At 74.1% G+C, this 16,318-nt stretch carries 14 protein-coding genes; 7 read left to right on the forward strand and 7 right to left on the reverse strand.

Annotation, left to right across the window (positions count from 1 at the left end):
- Positions 1-48: 48 nt before the first annotated feature.
- Positions 49-2,937, reverse strand: a complete 2,889-nt coding sequence (locus ACWGKI_RS01940) for a M4 family metallopeptidase (RefSeq protein ID WP_452184239.1) — start codon at positions 2,935-2,937, stop codon at positions 49-51.
- Positions 2,938-3,098: 161 nt separating this feature from the next.
- On the opposite strand from ACWGKI_RS01940, the gene ACWGKI_RS01945 reads away from it, so the two are divergent.
- Positions 3,099-3,599, forward strand: coding sequence for a nitroreductase family deazaflavin-dependent oxidoreductase (locus ACWGKI_RS01945; RefSeq protein WP_452184241.1), 501 nt, complete (start codon positions 3,099-3,101; stop codon positions 3,597-3,599).
- 48 nt (positions 3,600-3,647) lie between these two features.
- The gene (locus tag ACWGKI_RS01950; RefSeq protein ID WP_452184243.1) at positions 3,648-4,844 is read left to right on the forward strand and encodes an MFS transporter; all 1,197 of its coding nucleotides are present in this window, start codon (positions 3,648-3,650) and stop codon (positions 4,842-4,844) included.
- A gap of 45 nt (positions 4,845-4,889) precedes the next feature.
- Here the strand turns inward: ACWGKI_RS01950 and ACWGKI_RS01955 are convergent, their stop codons facing one another.
- Positions 4,890-6,332, reverse strand: coding sequence for a DUF2252 domain-containing protein (locus ACWGKI_RS01955; RefSeq protein WP_452184245.1), 1,443 nt, complete (start codon positions 6,330-6,332; stop codon positions 4,890-4,892).
- Between the two features lie 98 nt (positions 6,333-6,430).
- Here ACWGKI_RS01955 and ACWGKI_RS01960 point away from each other — a divergent pair, with 98 nt between their 5' ends.
- Entirely contained in the window at positions 6,431-6,847 is a 417-nt protein-coding gene (locus ACWGKI_RS01960) for a (R)-mandelonitrile lyase (protein ID WP_380242342.1), read from the forward strand.
- Positions 6,848-6,850: 3 nt separating this feature from the next.
- On the opposite strand, the gene ACWGKI_RS01965 is transcribed toward ACWGKI_RS01960, so the two are convergent.
- Both ACWGKI_RS01965 and aspA read right to left on the reverse strand, forming a co-directional pair.
- Positions 6,851-8,158 carry an anaerobic C4-dicarboxylate transporter gene (locus ACWGKI_RS01965; RefSeq protein ID WP_380242344.1) on the reverse strand — a complete coding sequence of 436 codons (1,308 nt, stop codon included), beginning with the start codon at positions 8,156-8,158 and terminating at the stop codon, positions 6,851-6,853.
- The gene (gene aspA / locus ACWGKI_RS01970; RefSeq protein WP_452184248.1) at positions 8,155-9,789 is read right to left on the reverse strand and encodes an aspartate ammonia-lyase; all 1,635 of its coding nucleotides are present in this window, start codon (positions 9,787-9,789) and stop codon (positions 8,155-8,157) included. The genes ACWGKI_RS01965 and aspA overlap by 4 nt, the downstream gene beginning before the upstream one ends.
- Positions 9,790-9,914: 125 nt before the next feature.
- Here aspA and ACWGKI_RS01975 point away from each other — a divergent pair, with 125 nt between their 5' ends.
- Together ACWGKI_RS01975 and ACWGKI_RS01980 are read left to right on the forward strand one after the other, a co-directional pair.
- A complete protein-coding gene (locus ACWGKI_RS01975; protein WP_452184250.1) occupies positions 9,915-10,604 on the forward strand; it encodes a response regulator transcription factor in 690 nt (229 codons plus the stop codon).
- Positions 10,601-11,857: a sensor histidine kinase gene (locus ACWGKI_RS01980; RefSeq protein ID WP_452184252.1), complete on the forward strand. Its 1,257-nt coding sequence runs from the start codon at positions 10,601-10,603 to the stop codon at positions 11,855-11,857. Before ACWGKI_RS01975 ends, ACWGKI_RS01980 begins: the two co-directional genes overlap by 4 nt.
- Here the strand turns inward: ACWGKI_RS01980 and ACWGKI_RS01985 are convergent.
- Genes ACWGKI_RS01985 through ACWGKI_RS01995 form a run of 3 tightly spaced genes read right to left on the reverse strand, consistent with a single transcriptional unit; the run spans position 11,817 to position 14,496 of the window.
- On the reverse strand, positions 11,817-12,554 hold the full coding sequence (locus ACWGKI_RS01985; RefSeq protein ID WP_452184254.1) for an FAD:protein FMN transferase: 738 nt from the start codon (positions 12,552-12,554) through the stop codon (positions 11,817-11,819). The genes ACWGKI_RS01980 and ACWGKI_RS01985 overlap by 41 nt on opposite strands.
- Positions 12,555-12,565: 11 nt before the next feature.
- Positions 12,566-13,102, reverse strand: a complete 537-nt coding sequence (locus ACWGKI_RS01990; protein ID WP_452184256.1) for an FMN-binding protein — start codon at positions 13,100-13,102, stop codon at positions 12,566-12,568.
- Positions 13,099-14,496, reverse strand: a complete 1,398-nt coding sequence (locus tag ACWGKI_RS01995; protein WP_452184258.1) for a ferredoxin reductase family protein — start codon at positions 14,494-14,496, stop codon at positions 13,099-13,101. The genes ACWGKI_RS01990 and ACWGKI_RS01995 overlap by 4 nt, the downstream gene beginning before the upstream one ends.
- Before the next feature lie 133 nt (positions 14,497-14,629).
- Between ACWGKI_RS01995 and ACWGKI_RS02000 the strand changes: the two genes are divergently transcribed.
- Complete coding sequence (locus ACWGKI_RS02000) at positions 14,630-14,989, forward strand: RNA-binding S4 domain-containing protein (protein WP_452184260.1); 360 nt, start codon at positions 14,630-14,632, stop codon at positions 14,987-14,989.
- A gap of 80 nt (positions 14,990-15,069) precedes the next feature.
- Positions 15,070-16,275, forward strand: coding sequence for a dipeptidase (locus ACWGKI_RS02005; protein WP_452184262.1), 1,206 nt, complete (start codon positions 15,070-15,072; stop codon positions 16,273-16,275).
- Positions 16,276-16,318 lie beyond the last annotated feature (43 nt).

Consider the following 16,318-nt stretch of genomic DNA (forward strand, 5'->3'; position numbering starts at 1 on the left):
GGGCACCCCGTGCGGGGCGCCCGGCCGCGGCCGGTGGGGAGGGTCAGGTCAGCAGGTGCCGACCGGCCGGTCCCGCTTGACCAGGTTGGTGTGGCTGGTGGTGCCGTCGAGCCACAGCACGCGCTGGCCCTCGTCGGCCGCGGCGAGGAGCTGCTCGCCACGGCTGCACGACATCCGCTGCGGGGCCTTCTTGCCGTCGACGGCCACCTGGTAGAGCTTCGGCAGCGTCTCGTTGGCCCACCACGTCGCCTGCGGGATCGACGTGATCGTCACCGCGGTGCCGGACGCCGTCAGCGAGTACGGGTAGAGCGTGCTGGCGGGCGTCTCCGGGATCAGCGTCACCGGGTGGGTGCCGTCGAAGGACGCCGTGCGCACGGCGGCCTGGCCGGCGTCGGTGATGTCGTCGTCCTCGATCCAGACGACGCCGTCGTCGGTGAGGGCGGTCTGGCCGACGCCCATCACGGTGGCGTAGTCCATCGGCATGAGGGTCTTGGTCCCGGCGACGGTGTCGAAGACCTCGACGCCGAGCCGCGGCCCGTCCGCGGCGTACCAGAGCTTCACGTAGGCGATCTTGCCGTCCTTGACCGAGGGCAGCGCCGTGCTCTGCGCGGGGGTGCCCGAGTCGACCAGGCCGGTCTCCCCGGTCCTCAGGTTGGCCCAGTTCACGTGCTGGGTGCCGGTGGTGTAGTCGGTCACGGTGCGGACCATGAGGTCGCCGTCGACGGCCAGGCCTCCGACGGGCCCGTTGTGGCTGAACTGCACGGTCTTGGTGACGCCGCCGGTGACGGCCCTGGCCCGCATCAGGATGTCGCTGCCGGTGTACTCGGCCCAGGCCACGGTCTTGCCGTCGGTGGTGGCGTACACGTTGAAGCTGCCGTTGTTGCCGCTCACGAGCTCCGGCCTGCCCTTGCCGTCGGTGCGTCCCAGCCACACGGAGTAGGGCTCGGAGCCGTCCTCGTTGCTCCGCGAGACGGCGTACCGGCCCCCGCCGGCGCCGACGCCGGTGTCGCCGACGTTGACGTCCGCGACCAGGAGGTCGCTGTCGATGCCGAGCGTCTTCTCCCATCCGGCCACGATGCCGTGCGCGTCGAAGGCGCCGTTGACGACCTTCAGCTGTGCCTTGGTGGCGCCCAGCTCCTGCGCGGCGGCGACGACGGCCGCCCGGCCCGCGAGGAAGTCGTCGAGCGGGGTCATGTACGCGGACAGGGCGCGGTAGACGACCTGGTCGGCGAGCTCCGCGCCGAGCCGTTCCCGGATGTCCCACAGGGCGCCCGAGAAGATCGTGGAGTTGAGGTGCACGCCGCCGTTGTCACCGCTGATGCCGGCGCCGACGAAGTCGGCGAACGTCGTGGCCCCGTCGTTCAGGTCGCGCAGCGCGCAGTCGCGGGGGGCGAGGGTGGTGCACAGGTCCTCGCCGAGGAGCGCCGCGTCCGGGTCGTCCATCGAGACGCCGTTGGCCTCGAGGTCGATCGCGTTGCCGAAGTAGTCGGCGAGGGCCTCGTTCATGGCGCCGGACTGGCCGACGTAGACGAGGTTCGCGGTGTGCTCGACGACGCCGTGCGTCATCTCGTGGCCGACGACGTCCGTGTCCGCGGAGAAGGTGCGGAAGTCGCCGCCGCCCTTGCCGTAGACCATCTTCGTGCCGTCCCAGAACGCGTTGTTGTAGGGGCCGCCGTTCGAGGTGACGCCCACGATGGAGTTGATGTACCCGTCGTGCCCGTCGAGCCCGGCCCGGCCGAAGGTGTCCTTGTAGTAGTCGTAGACCTGGCCGGCCGCCCAGTGCGCGTCGACCATGCCGGAGTCGGTGAACCCCTGGCCGAGGTCCGCGGTCGCGCTCTCGCCGATCGTCGCCTGGCTCGGCCACCGGCCGGAGGCGGAGGCGGCCGACGCCCCGTTCGCGTCGTACGTCTTGATCAGCGGGCCCTCGAAGGGCTTGTCCGCCGCCCGGCGGGTGTAGTCGAGCAGCTGGAACGGCTTGTCCGGGCCGGCCTGGTACAGGCCGAGGTCGACGGTCTCGCCGTCGTACCGGACCCCGGTGCCCACGACCGACCCGGGCGTGGTGGTCGCGGCGACCTCTGCTGCCTCGGCGCTCGTGCCGGTCCCGGCCGCGGCTGCGGCGGCGGGGTCGCCGGCCGGCGCGCCGAAGGTCTTGATCGCGCTGTACTGGAGCACCGGGAAGCCGCCGGCGCCGTCCACGTACACCTCCTGCTGGACCGGCAGCCCGTCGGCGCCGACCCCCGTGACGGTGACGTGCCGGGTCAGCACGCCGTCGCCCTGCGGCAGGATCGCCACGCCCTGCGACTCGCCGCTGAACGACGAGAGGGTCTCGGGCGTGTCCTTGCGGAGCAGCCCCCCGGGGTGGCCGGCGACGGCGGCGACCGCGCGCTGGACCGCGACCTTCTCCGAGACGGCCGGGGCCACGGTGTCCAGGTCGAGGTCGGTGTAGTACCGGCCCGACGTGCCGGTGACGGTGCGCTCGCTGCCGGACCTCGTCATCCGGACGACGTACTCGCCGCCCAGGACGTCGATGCCCCGGTACCGCTGCTGCAGGCGGACGACCTCCTGGCCGTCGGTGCTCTCCGTCCCGGCGGACCGCAGCGTCGCGGCCGGGTCGGGGATGTGGAAGCGGGCCTTGCGGGAGCCGAGGTAGCCCCGGGCGGCCTGGGCGGGGGAGACGGAGCCGTCCGCCTTCTCGTCCAGCCCGGTCACCAGTGCGGGGGTGTCCGTCGTGGTCTCGCCGTCCGGCGCCGCGGACGTCGGCGCCTGCTGGGCGGCCCCGGACGGCTGCGCGGACGCGACGGAAGGCATCCCGGTCAGGACGAGACCGGCGGCCACGAGCGCCACGAGGCCGTAGCCGGAGGCTCGTCGACATCGCCGGCGCGCGTCCGGTCCGTCCGTCCCTGCCCGTGCCGCCTGCTCGTGCGCCGAGGTCGCCATGTGCGTCTCCTTCGTCCCAGGGGAGCTTGCTCGATGGGTCCCAGCGAACGGGCGGGGCGGTGCCGCGGTCAACGACCTGGGGCGCCGACAAGTAGGCATGCGCAGATGTGAACGGGGGCGCCCGGTCTGCCGCGCGCGCCCGCGACCCGCCAGGATGGGGCATGGCCAGGCTGCTGCAGGGGATCCGGTCCGTCGTCGCGCCCGTGACGCGCACGCGAGCGTTCCGGGCGGTGGCACCGCGGGCGCTGCCGCCCGTCGAGCGGGCGCTGGCGCGGCTCACGCGCGGGCGGTTCCAGCTCAGCGCGGTGCTGGTGCCGTCGCTCGTGCTGCACACGACGGGCGCCCGGTCCGGGCAGCCGCGCGACACCTACCTCATGTACACGCCCGTGGGCGACGGCCGGCTGGTGGTGGCGGGCACGTCGTTCGCGCGCGACCGGCACCCGGCCTGGACGTACAACCTGCTCGCCCACCCCGACGCCGCGGTGAGCATCCGCGGGCGGCGGTACGCGGTGCGGGCGACGCCGGTCGAGGGGGACGCGGAGCGGGACGCCGCGTGGGCACGCATCGAGGCGCAGTGGCCGGGCTACCGCGCGTACGAACGCGACTCCGGCCGCGTCGTGCGTCTGTTCCGCCTGGAACGTGCGGACGACGCGGCCCCATGATGTGTACGCTCGTACACCTCGCCCGACCTCCCCGGAGACCCTGCCTTCGTGACCGCCAGCACCCGCGCGCGCCGCAACGCGCTGTTCGCCCTCTTCTTCCTCAACGGCATCGCCATCTCGTCGTGGGTCACCCGCACGCCCGACGTGCGTGACCTCGTCGGCGCCACGACCGGGCAGATGGGACTGATCCTCTTCGGCCTGTCCGTCGGTTCGATGGCCGGCATCCTCGTGTCCGGACCGTTCGTGGCACGGTGGGGCACCCGACCGGTCACCGTCGTCGGCGTCTCCGCGATGGCGGTCGGCGTGGCCGTCGTGGGGGTGGGGGCGGCGCTCGGCTCCGGCGGGGTGGTCGCCCTCGGCCTCGGCCTCGTCGGGTGCGGCATGGGCGGCGGCGAGATCGCCCTCAACGTCGAGGGGGCGGAGGTCGAGCGCCTGCTCGGCCGCTCCGCGCTGCCCGCCATGCACGGGTTCTTCAGCCTCGGCACCGTGGTCGGCGCGACCATCGGGATGGTGCTGACGGCCGTCGCGTTCCCCGTCGTCGTGCACCTGCTCGTGGTCGCCGCGGCCATGCTGGCCGGCCTCGCCGTCGCGATCCGGCCGGTGCCCGCGGGCGTGGGCCGGCGCGACCCCGCCCTGCGGCAGGCGGACGCCGGCTCGGGGCCGCCCGTCTGGAAGGACACGCGGCTGCTGCTCATCGGCGGCATCATCCTCGCGCTCGCCCTCGCGGAGGGTGCGGCCAACGACTGGCTCCCGCTCGTCATGGTCGACGGGCACGGCTTCGACGCAGCCCTCGGCTCCGCCGTGTACGCCGTGTTCGCCGCCTCCATGACGCTCGGCCGGTTCGTGGGCGGCCGGTTCGTCGACCGGTTCGGGCGCGCCGCCGTGCTGTGCGCGAGCGCCCTCGTGGGCGCCGCCGGCCTCGCGCTGGTGATCTTCGCCGACCAGCAGTGGGTGGCGGCAGGCGCCGCCGTCCTGTGGGGCCTCGGGGCGTCGCTCGGCTTCCCGGTCGCGCTCTCCGCGGCCGGCGACTCCGGCCCGAACTCCACGGCCCGCGTCTCCCTCGCCGCCACCCTGGGCTACGTCGCGTTCCTCGTCGGACCGCCGCTGCTCGGCTTCCTCGGCGACCACTACGGGCTGCGGTCCGCCCTGGTCGTCGTCCTGGTGCTGGTCGCCGCGGCCGCGTTCCTGGCCCCGGCCGCGCGGACGCCCAAGGCCCCCGCGGAGCGCGTCGCCGCGCGGGTCTGAGCGGCCGGCGAGGTCGGTGGCGCCGACCGTCTGGTCGACGGCGGGTCAGGCCTCCGCAGCCTCCAGCCGGCCGGACGACACGGCGTCCAGGAAACGGGCGTAGTCGCGCTCGTTCTGGTCCGCGTAGGCCGCGGCGAAGTCCGCGACCGCCCGGTCGAAGACGTCGGAGCGACCGAGGTACGCGGCGACGGCGACACGGTCGCCGGAGCGGGCGTGGGCCCGCGCCAGCGCCTCCCCGCAGAGCTGGGCGTAGGCGCGCGCCCCGGCGGCGCGCATGACCTCCACGTCCGCCCCGCCCTTCCAGTCGTAGAGCTGGCGGAGGTAGAAGTCGCGGACGACGCCGTCGACGCCTGTGACCCGCTGCCAGCCGAGGAAGACGTCGCCCGCCGCCTGCATGAGCCGCTGCCCTCGGACGACGCGCTCGCCGTGGTTGTCGTACCGGCTCGGCGGCAGGAACCGCTCCAGGACCGAGCGCTCCGCCTGCTTGGCCTGCAGCATCAGGGTGTCCGAGTCGTCCCGGCCGCGCAGCAGCACGACCCAGGCGCGCGTGCCGACGCTGCCGACGCCCACCACCTTGCGCGCCATGTGCAGGTAGGTGAACTCCGCCATCGGGTGATGCTCCTGCCCGAGCGTGGGAAGGTACGAGGCGATCAGGTCGCGCATCCAGGCCTCGGCCTGTGCGCGGTCCCGCGCGAGCGGCACGAGGTCCTCGACGGGCACGACGAGCGGCGGGCTGGCGGCGATGCGCAGCTCGCCGTCCCTGACCTCGACGAGCTTGGCCGTGGCGCGCGTGCTGTCCTTCGTCCGTGCCTTCGCGAGGGCCTCCTCCGTCCGCTCCACCTGCTTGCGGCCCACCCGCTTCGCCAGGCGCTCGGCCTCGACCCAGGCCAGGAGACGGTCGGCGTCGAGCCGGTCGTACCACCCCTCCAGCACGCCCGACCCGGCGAGCTGCAGCATGCGCTCGCGGTAGGCGCGCACGACGGCGCGGTCGATGTCGGCACGCTCCTCGGCGGTGAACCCGCGATGCCGCCCCGCCACCTCGAAGCTCGTGGCCAACCGCTTGACGTCCCACTCCCACGGGCCCGGCAGGGTCTCGTCGAAGTCGTTGATGTCGAACACCATCGACCGCTCCGGCGTGCCGAAGACGCCGAAGTTCGACAGGTGCGCGTCCCCGCAGACCTGGGTGACGAGACCCGACACCGGGGTCGAGGCGAGGTCGGCCGCCATGAGCAGCGCCGCGCCCCGGTAGAAGGTGAAGGGCGACACCATCATCCGGCGGTGCCGGACGGGGACCAGCTCCGGCACCCGCGTCGCGTCCTGCTCCTCGAGGAGGTCGACCGGGTCGGCGCGGCCGGGCGCCGGGACCCACCCGGCGTGGGACGACCGCGGTGTGCGCCGCCGCGCGCTGCGGCCGTGCTCGGCCCGGCGCGCGAAGTCGTGCGGCGGGGGCGGCGCGAGCTCGTCCGCCGTGCTCTGCCTGACGCCCACGGGACCACCTCCTGGCCCCACGCTAGACACGATGCGGCGCGCACGGGTGGTCAGCCCTCGACGGGCGCGGACCACCGGGTGGAAGGGATCATCGAGCGATGAAGAAGCTGCCCCGCCCCGCCACCACCAAGAACCCGCCCGAGCAGTTCACGGGCGACGTCTGGCTCGACCCGATCGCCGTCCCGCAGGAGCCCGGCCAGCGGATGGTCGTGGCGCTCGTCCGGTTCGCGCCCGGCGCGCGCACGGCGTGGCACTCGCACGCCCGCGGCCAGACGCTGCACGTCGTCTCCGGCGTCGCCCTGGTCGGCACGCGCGACGGCGTCGTGGTCGAGGCCCGGCCCGGCGAGACGGTGTACTGCCCGCCGGGGGAGGAGCACTGGCACGGCGCCTCGCCCGACGACTTCATGGAGCACCTGGCCATGCTGGAGAACGCCGACGACCCCGCCGCGACGACGACGTGGCTGGAGCACGTCACGGACGAGCAGTACGCCGCGGCGCCGTGGCTCGACGTCTGACGCTCAGATCAGCAGCGGCGCCAGGCCGAAGCCGAGGGCGACGGCCGTCGCCACGGACACCAGCCCCGGCACCATGAACGAGTGGTTAAACAGGTACTTCCCGATGCGGGTGGTGCCGGTGTCGTCGAGCTCGATGGCCGCGACCACGGTGGTGTACGTCGGCAGCAGGAACAGCCCGGTGACGGCGGGGAACGACGCGACCATCGTCGTCGCGGCCACGCCCATGCCGGCCGCGACGGGCATCAGCGCGATCGTCGTCGCCGCCTGCGAGTAGAGCAGCGCGGAGGCCAGCAGCAGCACCACGGCGAGCATCCACGGGTACTGCCGGATGAGGTCGCCGCCCAGCTCCTCGATCTCTGCCGTGTGCCCCTGCACGAAGGTGTTGCCCAGCCAGGCGACGCCGATGATGCAGACCGCGGCGCTCATGCCGCTGCGGAACGTCTGCTGCGTGATCACGGTGCCCACGTCGATCTGGCAGAAGACGGCGATGAGCAGCCCCGCCAGCAGCATGAACGTCATGATGGCGCCGCTGCGGGTGATGGTCGGGTCCTGGATGAGACCCACCGAGTCGGACACCGCGGTGGAGTACAGCACCACGACCAGCAGGGCCGCCGCGAAGATGATCAGCGACAGCAGCGCTCGCGGCTTCGCGACGAACTCGGTGCGCTCGCGGCGCTTCACGAGCCCCTTCGCGAGCCGCTCCTGGTAGACGGGGTCGTCCTGCAGCTCGACACCCTGGCGGGACGCGACGACCGCCCCCACCATGCAGCCCACCAGGGTGGAGACGCCGGCCACCGTCAGCAGCGTGAGGTAGTCGACCCCGAGCGGCTCCACGACCGCGGCCATCGCCACGACCGCTGCGGAGATCGGGGAAGCAGCGATCGCCATCTGCGACGCCACCACCGCGATCGACAGCGGGCGCGACGGCCGCACGTTCGACTCCTTCGCCACCTCCGCGATCACGGGGAGGGTGGAGAACGCGACCTGCCCCGTGCCGGCGAACACGGTCATGAAGTAGGTGACCAGCGGCGCGAGGAAGGTGATGTTGCGCGGGCGCGACCGCAGCAGCACCTCGGTCTTCGCCACGAGGTAGTCCAGCCCGCCGGCGGCCTGCATCGCGGCGATGGCCGCGATGACGCACATGATGATGCCCAGCACGTCCCAGGGGACGCCCGTCGCCGGGTCGACCTCGAGCCCCAGCAGGCCCAGGACGATGACCCCGGCGCCGCCCGCCAGCCCGATCCCGATCCCCCCGATGCGCGCACCGATGAAGACGAAGACCAGGACGACGACGAACTGGACGACGATCACCGTGCGGCCGCCCCCGGCCCGGACTCCTGCTCGGTCTCCTGCTCGGTCTCCTGCTCGGTCTCGTGCTCGGTCTCGTGCTCGGTCTCGTCCTCGGGCCTGGGGTCGGGCGGCGTCCCTGCGGCGTCGTCCGACTCCACGACGTGCGACGCCTCGCCCTCCTGCCCCAGCGGCGGGATGCCGCGCTCGTCCGGCCCGTAGAACCGCCCGGAGTAGCGCGGGTGCAGGAAGTTCTCGGTGGTGAGGATCGCGTCGACCTCCGCGGCCGTGAGCAGGCCGCGCGCGATCACGACGTCGCGCACCGAGCTGCCGGTGCGGGCCGCCTCCTTGCCCACCAGGTCGCCGTTGTGGTGGCCGATCACCTCGTTGAGGTACGTGACGATGCCGATCGAGCCGAGCACGTGCTGCCGCATGACCTCCGCGTTCGCGGTGATCCCGACCACGCACTTGGTGCGCAGCGCGTCGCAGGCGTTCGTGAGCAGGCGGATCGACTCGAACATCGACTCCGCGAGCACGGGCTCCATGACGTTGAGCTGGAGCTGGCCGGCCTCGGCGGCGTGCGTGATGGTCACGTCGTTGCCCATGACCTTGAAGCAGACCTGGTTGACCACCTCGGGGATCACGGGGTTGACCTTGGCGGGCATGATCGACGACCCGGCCTGCAGCTCGGGCAGGTTGATCTCGTTGAGGCCCGCGCGCGGCCCGGAGGACAGCAGGCGCAGGTCGTTGCAGATCTTCGACAGCTTGGCCGCGAGCCGCTTCACCGCGGAGTGCACGGCCAGGTAGGCGCCGTTGTCGTACGTGGCCTCGACCAGGTTCTCCGCGGGCACCGTGCCGAGCCCGCTGACCTCCGCGAGCCGCCGCGCCGCGACCTTCGGGTAGCCGGGCGGGGTGTTGAGGCTCGTGCCGATCGCCGTCGCCCCGAGGTTGACCTCGAGCAGCAGGTCGGCGGCGTTGCGCAGCCGCTTGACCTCCTCCGCGACGTTCACCGAGAAGCCGGCGAACTCCTGCCCCAGGCTCATCGGCACCGCGTCCTGCAGCTGGGTCCGGCCCATCTTCGGCAGCTCTGCGAACTCCGACGCCTTCTCGTCCAGCGCCCGCGACAGCCGGCGCACGGCGACGACCAGCGCGTCGACCAGGGCATGCACCGCCAGGCGGAACCCCGTCGGGTAGGCGTCGTTGGTGGACTGCGACTTGTTGACGTGGTCGTTCGGGTTGATGACGTCGTAGCGGCCGCGGGCGAAGCCCACGCGCTCCAGCGCGAGGTTCGCGATCACCTCGTTGGTGTTCATGTTGACGCTCGTGCCCGCGCCCCCCTGGAACACGTCGACGGGGAACTGGTCGAGGCAGCGGCCCTGGACCAGCACCTCGTCGCACGCCTCGATGATGGCGTCCGCGATGTCCCGCTGGATGGCGCGCAGCTCCCGGTTCGCGAGCGCCGCCGCCTTCTTCACCATCACCATGCCGCGGATCATCTCCGGCACGTCGTTGATGGTCGTGCCGGAGATCGGGAAGTTCTCGATCGCCCGCACGGTGTGGATCCCGTAGTACGCCTGAGCGGGGACCTCCTTGCGTCCGAGGAGGTCTTCTTCGACGCGTACCTCGGCCGTGGGTCCAGCCATGGGTTCAGCCATGGGGCAGACGCTAGCAACGGCGCCGTCGCGACACCCGACGAGCACTCGGGGCGGCGGGACCCGCCCGCGGTCGACGTCGGCGCGGACCGGTCGCTCCGCGGCCCGCCGGGTGGTACGTCTACCGGGTGAGCACGACGGTGCCGGCCTCCGGGCGCGTGCTGGTGGTCGAGGACGACCGCCAGCTGTCCGCCATGCTCGCCGAGCTGCTCGGCGACGCGGGGTACGGGGTGGACGTCGCCGGGGACGGGCAGCGTGGGCTGCACCTCGGGCTCACGCGCACCTACGACGTGCTGCTGCTCGACCGTGGCCTGCCCGCGATCGAAGGGCTGGACGTCCTCGGACGGCTGCGGGCGCAGGGCGTCACCACCCCGGCGCTCGTGCTGTCCGCGCTGAGCAACCCCGTGGACCGCGTCGAGGGCCTGGACGCGGGTGCGGAGGACTACCTGGGCAAGCCGTTCGACGTCGACGAGCTGCTCGCCCGCCTGCGTGCGCTGCGCCGTCGAGCCGGGGCGCTCGTGGGCGGGACGGAGCAGGTGCGGTTCGGCGGTGGCGCGTTCGACGTGGCCGCGCGCCGGGTGCGGTTCGACGACGGTCGCGCCCCCGTCGACCTGTCGGACCGGGAGGCCGCGCTCGTCGAGCTGCTCGCACGTCACCCGCACCAGGTGTTCGGGCGCGACGCCGTGCGCGACCGGGTGTTCCCCGAGGCCACGGACGACGGGGTGGTCGACACGTACGTCCACTACCTGCGCCGCAAGCTGGGCCGCCGGGCCGTCACCACGGTGCGCGGCGTCGGCTACCGGTGGGGGGAACCGTGACGCCGGGCGGCGCGCGCCTGCCCGAGCGGGAGCAGCTGCGGCGCACGAGCCGCCGCCTCGGGCTGCAGACCGGGGCGCTGGTCCTGGGCTGCGTGCTCGTGGTGGCCGGTGTCGCGGCCGGGCTCGCCGCGCGGGCGTTCGCGGAGGAGACCGCGAGCCGCCTCGAGTCGGCGGTCGAGTCCACGGGGCGGGTGGACGACGTGGGAGCGGGGCTGTGGGTCGCCGTCGCCGCTCCGGGCGGTGTGCAGACCACGCCCGGCATGCCGGAGGGGCTGCCCGACGTGGCGACGATGGAGCAGGTGGCACGCACCGGCGAGGAGGTGCGCGACCGCGTGACCCTCCCGTCGGGGGAGTACGACGTGCTGACGGACGTGGAGCGGGGCCGCGTCGTGCAGGCGGTGGCGGACACGGCCGAGAGCCGCGAGGAGCTGGCCCGGATGCTCACCGCGCTCGCCGTCGCGGGCGGGGTGGGCGTCCTGCTGGCGACGGCGGCCGGGTGGTGGTTCGCCCGGCGTGCGGTGCGGCCGCTGGCGACGGCGCTGGCCATGCAGCGCCGGTTCGTCATGGACGCGAGCCACGAGCTGCGCACCCCGCTGACGCTCCTGTCCACGCGCGCCCAGCTGCTGCGGCGCCGGCTCGACGATCCCGACGGCGGTCGCACGGCTCGCGTCGGCGAGGACGTGGACGGGCTCCTCGCCGACACGGCGGCCCTCACGGAGATCCTGGACGACCTGCTCGTCGCGGCCGACGCCCGTGCGGTCGAGCGGGTGCCCGTGGACGTGGCCGCCGTGGTGCGGGAGGTCGTGGACGCGGTACGCCCCACGGCCGAGGGACGCGGCCTGCGTCTGGTCCGCGAAGGCGTCGAGGAGGCCGTGGTGGTCGCGACGCCCGTCGCCGTCCGGCGCGCGGTGACAGCCCTGGTGGACAACGCCGTCGACTACGCCGGCAGCGAGGTCCGTGTCCTGGTGCTCGTGTCACGCGACGACGTGCGGGTCGTGGTCGAGGACGACGGCCCGGGCGTGCCCCAGGACGTCACCGGCCTGTTCGACCGGTTCGCGTCGGGTCGCCGGGACGGGGAGGGACGTGCGGGTGCGGAGGGTGCGGACCGACGGCACTACGGGCTGGGCCTCGCGCTCGTCGCCGAGATCGCCGCCCAGCACGGGGGCAGCGTCGCGGCGGGTGTGCGGCAGGACGGCGCTCGCGGTGCCCGGCTCACCGTGCTGCTGCCGCGGGCGCGGCCACGCCCGCGCTGATCACCTCCAAGTCGGGGCGGACCGCGAGCACGAGGCTCGCGCCCTGCCCGGCGGCCCAGGACACGCCGTCGGGCCCGAGGGCGAGGACGCTGGTGGCCAGGACGTCCGCCGTCGTGAGGTCGCCGGCGACCACGGTCGCGGCAACCAGGGACTCGGCGGGACAGCCGGTGCGACCGTCCCAGACGTGCGCGCCGCGCTCATAGGTGCCGGACGTCGCGACGGCGCCGTCGACCACCTCGACCCGGGCCAGCAGGGCGTCGCGCCGGAAGGGCGACCGGACGCCGACCACCCAGGGGCGGCCGTGCTCGGCGCTCCCCGCGGCCACGACGTCGCCCCCCGCGTTGAGGCACAGGTCGTGGAAGCCGTCGGCGCGCAGCTGGTCGGCCGTGCGCTGGGCGGCCCATCCCTTGACGACGCCGTTCGTGTCGAGGGTGTCGTCCGGGCGGCGGACGTCGAACGCCCCGCCGCTGGCCCGGCGCGCCGCCTCGGCAAGGTCGAGCACCTCGCGCAGCTCGCCGGAGGGCACCGGGACCTGTCCGCGCGCGTACCGGCACAGCTCGCTGTCCTGGCGGTACGGGCTGAACCGCGCGTCCGCGGCGTGCAGCCGGTCGAAGGCCGCTCGGACGGCCGCCCGCGACCGGGCGTCGTCCGGTGCGCGCAGGACGAGCGACACCGGGACGCCCATGACGGTCTCCACGTGGCGCACGCTCACCCCCGCGCGTCGATCGCCGACTGCACGGACTCGCGATAGCCCTCGGACGTGTACGTCGCCCCCGAGACGGTGTCGATGTGCGCGGACTGCGCGTCGACCACCTCCTGCGCGAGGACCGGCGTGGACCGGGCCGCGATCTGCGAGCTCTCCGGGCCGGTCGGGGACTGCACCGTGACCACGTCGTCGATGTGCGTGCCGGAGAACGTCACGGCCACCTGGACCGGCCCGTACGGGGTCTGGGCGACGTCGCCGGTCACGGTCACCGTGGACGTGTCGGCCGAGCCGGTCGACGTGTCCGACGGCGACGCGCTGCCCGTGCTGCCCGACGACGTGCTGCCCGACGACGTGCTGCCGGAGGACGTGCTGTCGGGGGACGTGCTGCCGGTCGTCGGCTCCGCGACGCCGCTGCCCGTGGCGCTCGTCAGGGGGCCGGGGTCGGCGACGGGCACGCCGAACCGGGCCAGGGCCGCCGCGCCGAGGGCGGCCAGCGTCCCGGCGTAGACGATCGTGCCCCGCCAGCGTCGTGCGGTCATGACAGGCTCAGCTCCTCGTGATGGACGGCCGATCGGGGGACCCCCGCTGCACGCGCCGCCCGCTCCACGGCGCCCACCATGCCCGGCGGGCCGCACACGAACACGTCGCGGGCCGCGACGTCGGGGACGAGGGCCGCCAGGGACCGGGCGTCGAGGGGGTCGTACCCGAGGTCGGCCCGCCGCCCGACGACGGGCAGGTACGTCATCGCGGTGGCCTGCGCGAGCTCCTGCCCGAGGCCCAGGGCGTCCGCCGTCCGCGCCCGGTGCACGACGACGACGTCGTGACCGCGCAGGACCAGGTCCTCGGCCAGGGCCCGCACGGGGCCGATGCCCGCACCGCCGGCGACGAGCAGGACGCCGTGCCGTCGTGCGCGGTCCGCGGTGAACCGTCCGAACGGCCCCTCGAGGTGGACGCGTGTGCCGGGCCGCAGGCGGGCCGCGGCACGCGAGTGGTCGCCGAGCGGTCCGATGGTGAACCGCAGCTCGTCACCGGTGGGCGCCGTGGACAGCGAGTACGGGTGCGCCGTCACGAGGTGCCCCCGGGTGACGAAGCGGACCAGGAAGAACTGGCCGGCGACCGCGGGCAGCTCCCCGAGACCCGGCCCCGACACCCACACGCTCGTCATGCCGCCGGCCTCCGGGACGACGGCGGTGACCCGGAGGCCGCGCCGGCCGGCGTCGACGAGCGGCAGGACGAACCGCCAGGTGAGGACCGCCGCCGCGGTCGCCACGTAGAGCAGCACCCACACGGTCCGCGCGGCCGTGGAGCCGACGAAGTGCGCCCCGGCGGCAATCTGGTGCCAGAACGCCAGGTAGATCCCGGCGTAGATGCTCAGGTGCACGAGGAACCAGGCCTCGTAGGACAGGTGCCGGCGCACCAGCCGGGCGCTGCTCGCACCCACGGCGAGGAAGACGGCCGTGCCGAGCAGCGCGAGCAGGAGGTCGGGCATGGTCGTCAGCATCGACAGGGCCTCGGGCCACGGCGCCTGCCGGGTCAGCAGGCTCGACCCCTCGACCATGAGCAGCACGTGGGTCACCACGAGCAGCACGACCGTGGTCCCCAGGGTGCGGTGCCAGGCGACGAGACGGTCCAGACCGACGGCCCGCTCGAACCACGGCACCCTGCCCACCAGCAGCAGCTGGGCGCAGACGAGGACCGACGCGACCAGGCCGACGAGCTCCCCGAGGCCGGTCAGCGCCGCCCCCGGGGAGGTGCCCGCCGTCGTCGGCGTCCCCCGCCACCAGAAGGCGACCGTCGCGGCGACGGCCACGGCCAGGACGCCGCGCAGGACGACCCCGCGCAGGAGGACCCCGCCCGGCGCGCGCCCCCGGCCCGCCCCGACCGGAGGGTGCGTCGGCCGGGGGCGGGGCCGCGGAGTGGCGAGCGTGCTCATGCCCTCAGTCTCGGGAGGGATTCTTAGAGCATTCTCGGAGCCGCCTCTGACCTTCCCGGCCGCGCGGCCCGCGAGGGCGACGTCCCGGCGTCGACCGGTGCCGTGCCGTGACGCACCGTGAGAGGCTGACGGGATGCGCGTGGACGTGTGGTTGTGGGCGGTGCGGCTCTTCAAGAGCCGCTCGGCGTCGGCCGCTCTGCTGCGGTCGGGGCGGGTCCGGGTGAACGGCACGGTGGCCAAGCCCGCCACGTCCGTCACCGCGGGCGACACCGTCACCTGGCGCGACCCGCTGCGCGACCGCAAGGTCGTCGTCGTCGAGCTGCTCCCCAAACGCGTGGGAGCCCCGCTCGCCGTCAAGGCGTACCGGGACGAGAGCCCGCCCATGCCGACCCGGCAGGAGCGGGAGGCCGTCGGCGTCCGGGACCGCGGTGCCGGCCGGCCCACCAAGCGGGAGCGGCGCGAGATCGACAGGCTGCGCGGCGGGCACCGCTGAGGAAAGTTGTCAGACCCAGGTCAGCCTCCACCGTCACGTGGCTCTGACAGCTCGCGGGGGCGGGTCGGTAGGGTCGCCGGATGACGACCGAGCACACCGACAGGATCGCCGCCCTCCTGCGTGACCACCCCGTCTGGGACGGGCACAACGACCTGCCGTGGGAGGCGCGGGACCAGGTGGCGTACGACTGGTCCCGCCTGGACATCGAGGCCGGCACCGAGGGCCGCACGCACACCGACGTGCCGCGGCTGCGTGCCGGCGGGGTGGGCGCCCAGTTCTGGTCGGTCTACGTGCCGTCCAACCTGCCGGGCAGCGCCGCCGTCACCGCGACGCTGGAGCAGGTGGACGCCGTGCGCCGCATGGTGGCGCGCTGGCCGGAGCACTTCCGGCTCGCGACGACGGCAGACGACGTCGTGGCCGCGTGGGCGGAGGGGCGGATCGCGTCGCTCATGGGGGCCGAGGGCGGGCAGTCGATCGACTCGTCGATGGGCGCGCTGCGGATGCTCTCCGAGGTGGGCGTGCGCTACATGACGCTCACGCACAACCACCACAACCCGTGGGCAGAGTCCGCGACCGACGCGCCTCCCGCCGACGGCCGGTTCGACCAGGGCGGACTGACGGCGTTCGGTCGCGAGGTGGTGCGCGAGATGAACCGCCTCGGGATGCTCGTCGACCTGTCGCACGTGTCGGCGGGCACGATGCGTGCCGCCCTCGACGTCACGGAGGCGCCCGTGATCTTCTCGCACAGCTCGGCCCGCGCCGTGTGCGACGTGCCGCGCAACGTGCCCGACGACGTCCTCGCGCGCCTCGCCGACAACGGCGGCGTCTGCATGGTGACGTTCGTGCCGAGCTTCGTCACCCCCGCGATCGGGGAGTGGCGCGCGGCGGCGGGCGAGGCGGCGACGCAGGCAGGCATCGCCCCGAACGACTACGCCGAGTTCGCCGCGTTCTCCGAGGAGTGGGAGAAGAGCCACCCCAAGCCGCCGACCACGCTCGACGACGTCGTCGCGCACGTCGAGCACGTCCGCGAGGTCGCCGGGGCGGCGCACGTCGGGCTCGGCGGCGACTACGACGGCGCGGGCGGCTTCGCCGACGAGCTGCGCGACGTGTCCGGCTACCCGGCGCTGCTCGCGGCGCTCGCCGACCGGGGCTGGTCGGACGACGAGCTCGCCGGCCTGGCCAGCGGCAACGTGCTGCGCGTCCTGCGTGCCGCGGAGGACGTCGCGGCACGGCTGCAGACCGAGCGCGAGCCCAGCGTCGCCCGCATCGAGGACCTCGACGCCTGACGGTGCCTGACGGTGCCTGACGGTGCCTGACGGTGCCTGACGG

This window comes from Isoptericola sp. NPDC055881 (genome assembly GCF_053615895.1).

Coding starts and splice junctions, on each gene's coding strand:
- ACWGKI_RS01940 (WP_452184239.1), bottom strand. CDS start 2,937: ATGGCGACCTCGGCGCACGAGCAGGCGGCACGGGCAGGGACGGACGGA.
- ACWGKI_RS01945 (WP_452184241.1), top strand. CDS start 3,099: ATGGCCAGGCTGCTGCAGGGGATCCGGTCCGTCGTCGCGCCCGTGACG.
- ACWGKI_RS01960 (WP_380242342.1), top strand. CDS start 6,431: ATGAAGAAGCTGCCCCGCCCCGCCACCACCAAGAACCCGCCCGAGCAG.
- aspA (WP_452184248.1), bottom strand. CDS start 9,789: ATGGCTGAACCCATGGCTGGACCCACGGCCGAGGTACGCGTCGAAGAA.
- ACWGKI_RS01990 (WP_452184256.1), bottom strand. CDS start 13,102: ATGACCGCACGACGCTGGCGGGGCACGATCGTCTACGCCGGGACGCTG.
- ACWGKI_RS01995 (WP_452184258.1), bottom strand. CDS start 14,496: ATGAGCACGCTCGCCACTCCGCGGCCCCGCCCCCGGCCGACGCACCCT.
- ACWGKI_RS02000 (WP_452184260.1), top strand. CDS start 14,630: ATGCGCGTGGACGTGTGGTTGTGGGCGGTGCGGCTCTTCAAGAGCCGC.
- ACWGKI_RS02005 (WP_452184262.1), top strand. CDS start 15,070: ATGACGACCGAGCACACCGACAGGATCGCCGCCCTCCTGCGTGACCAC.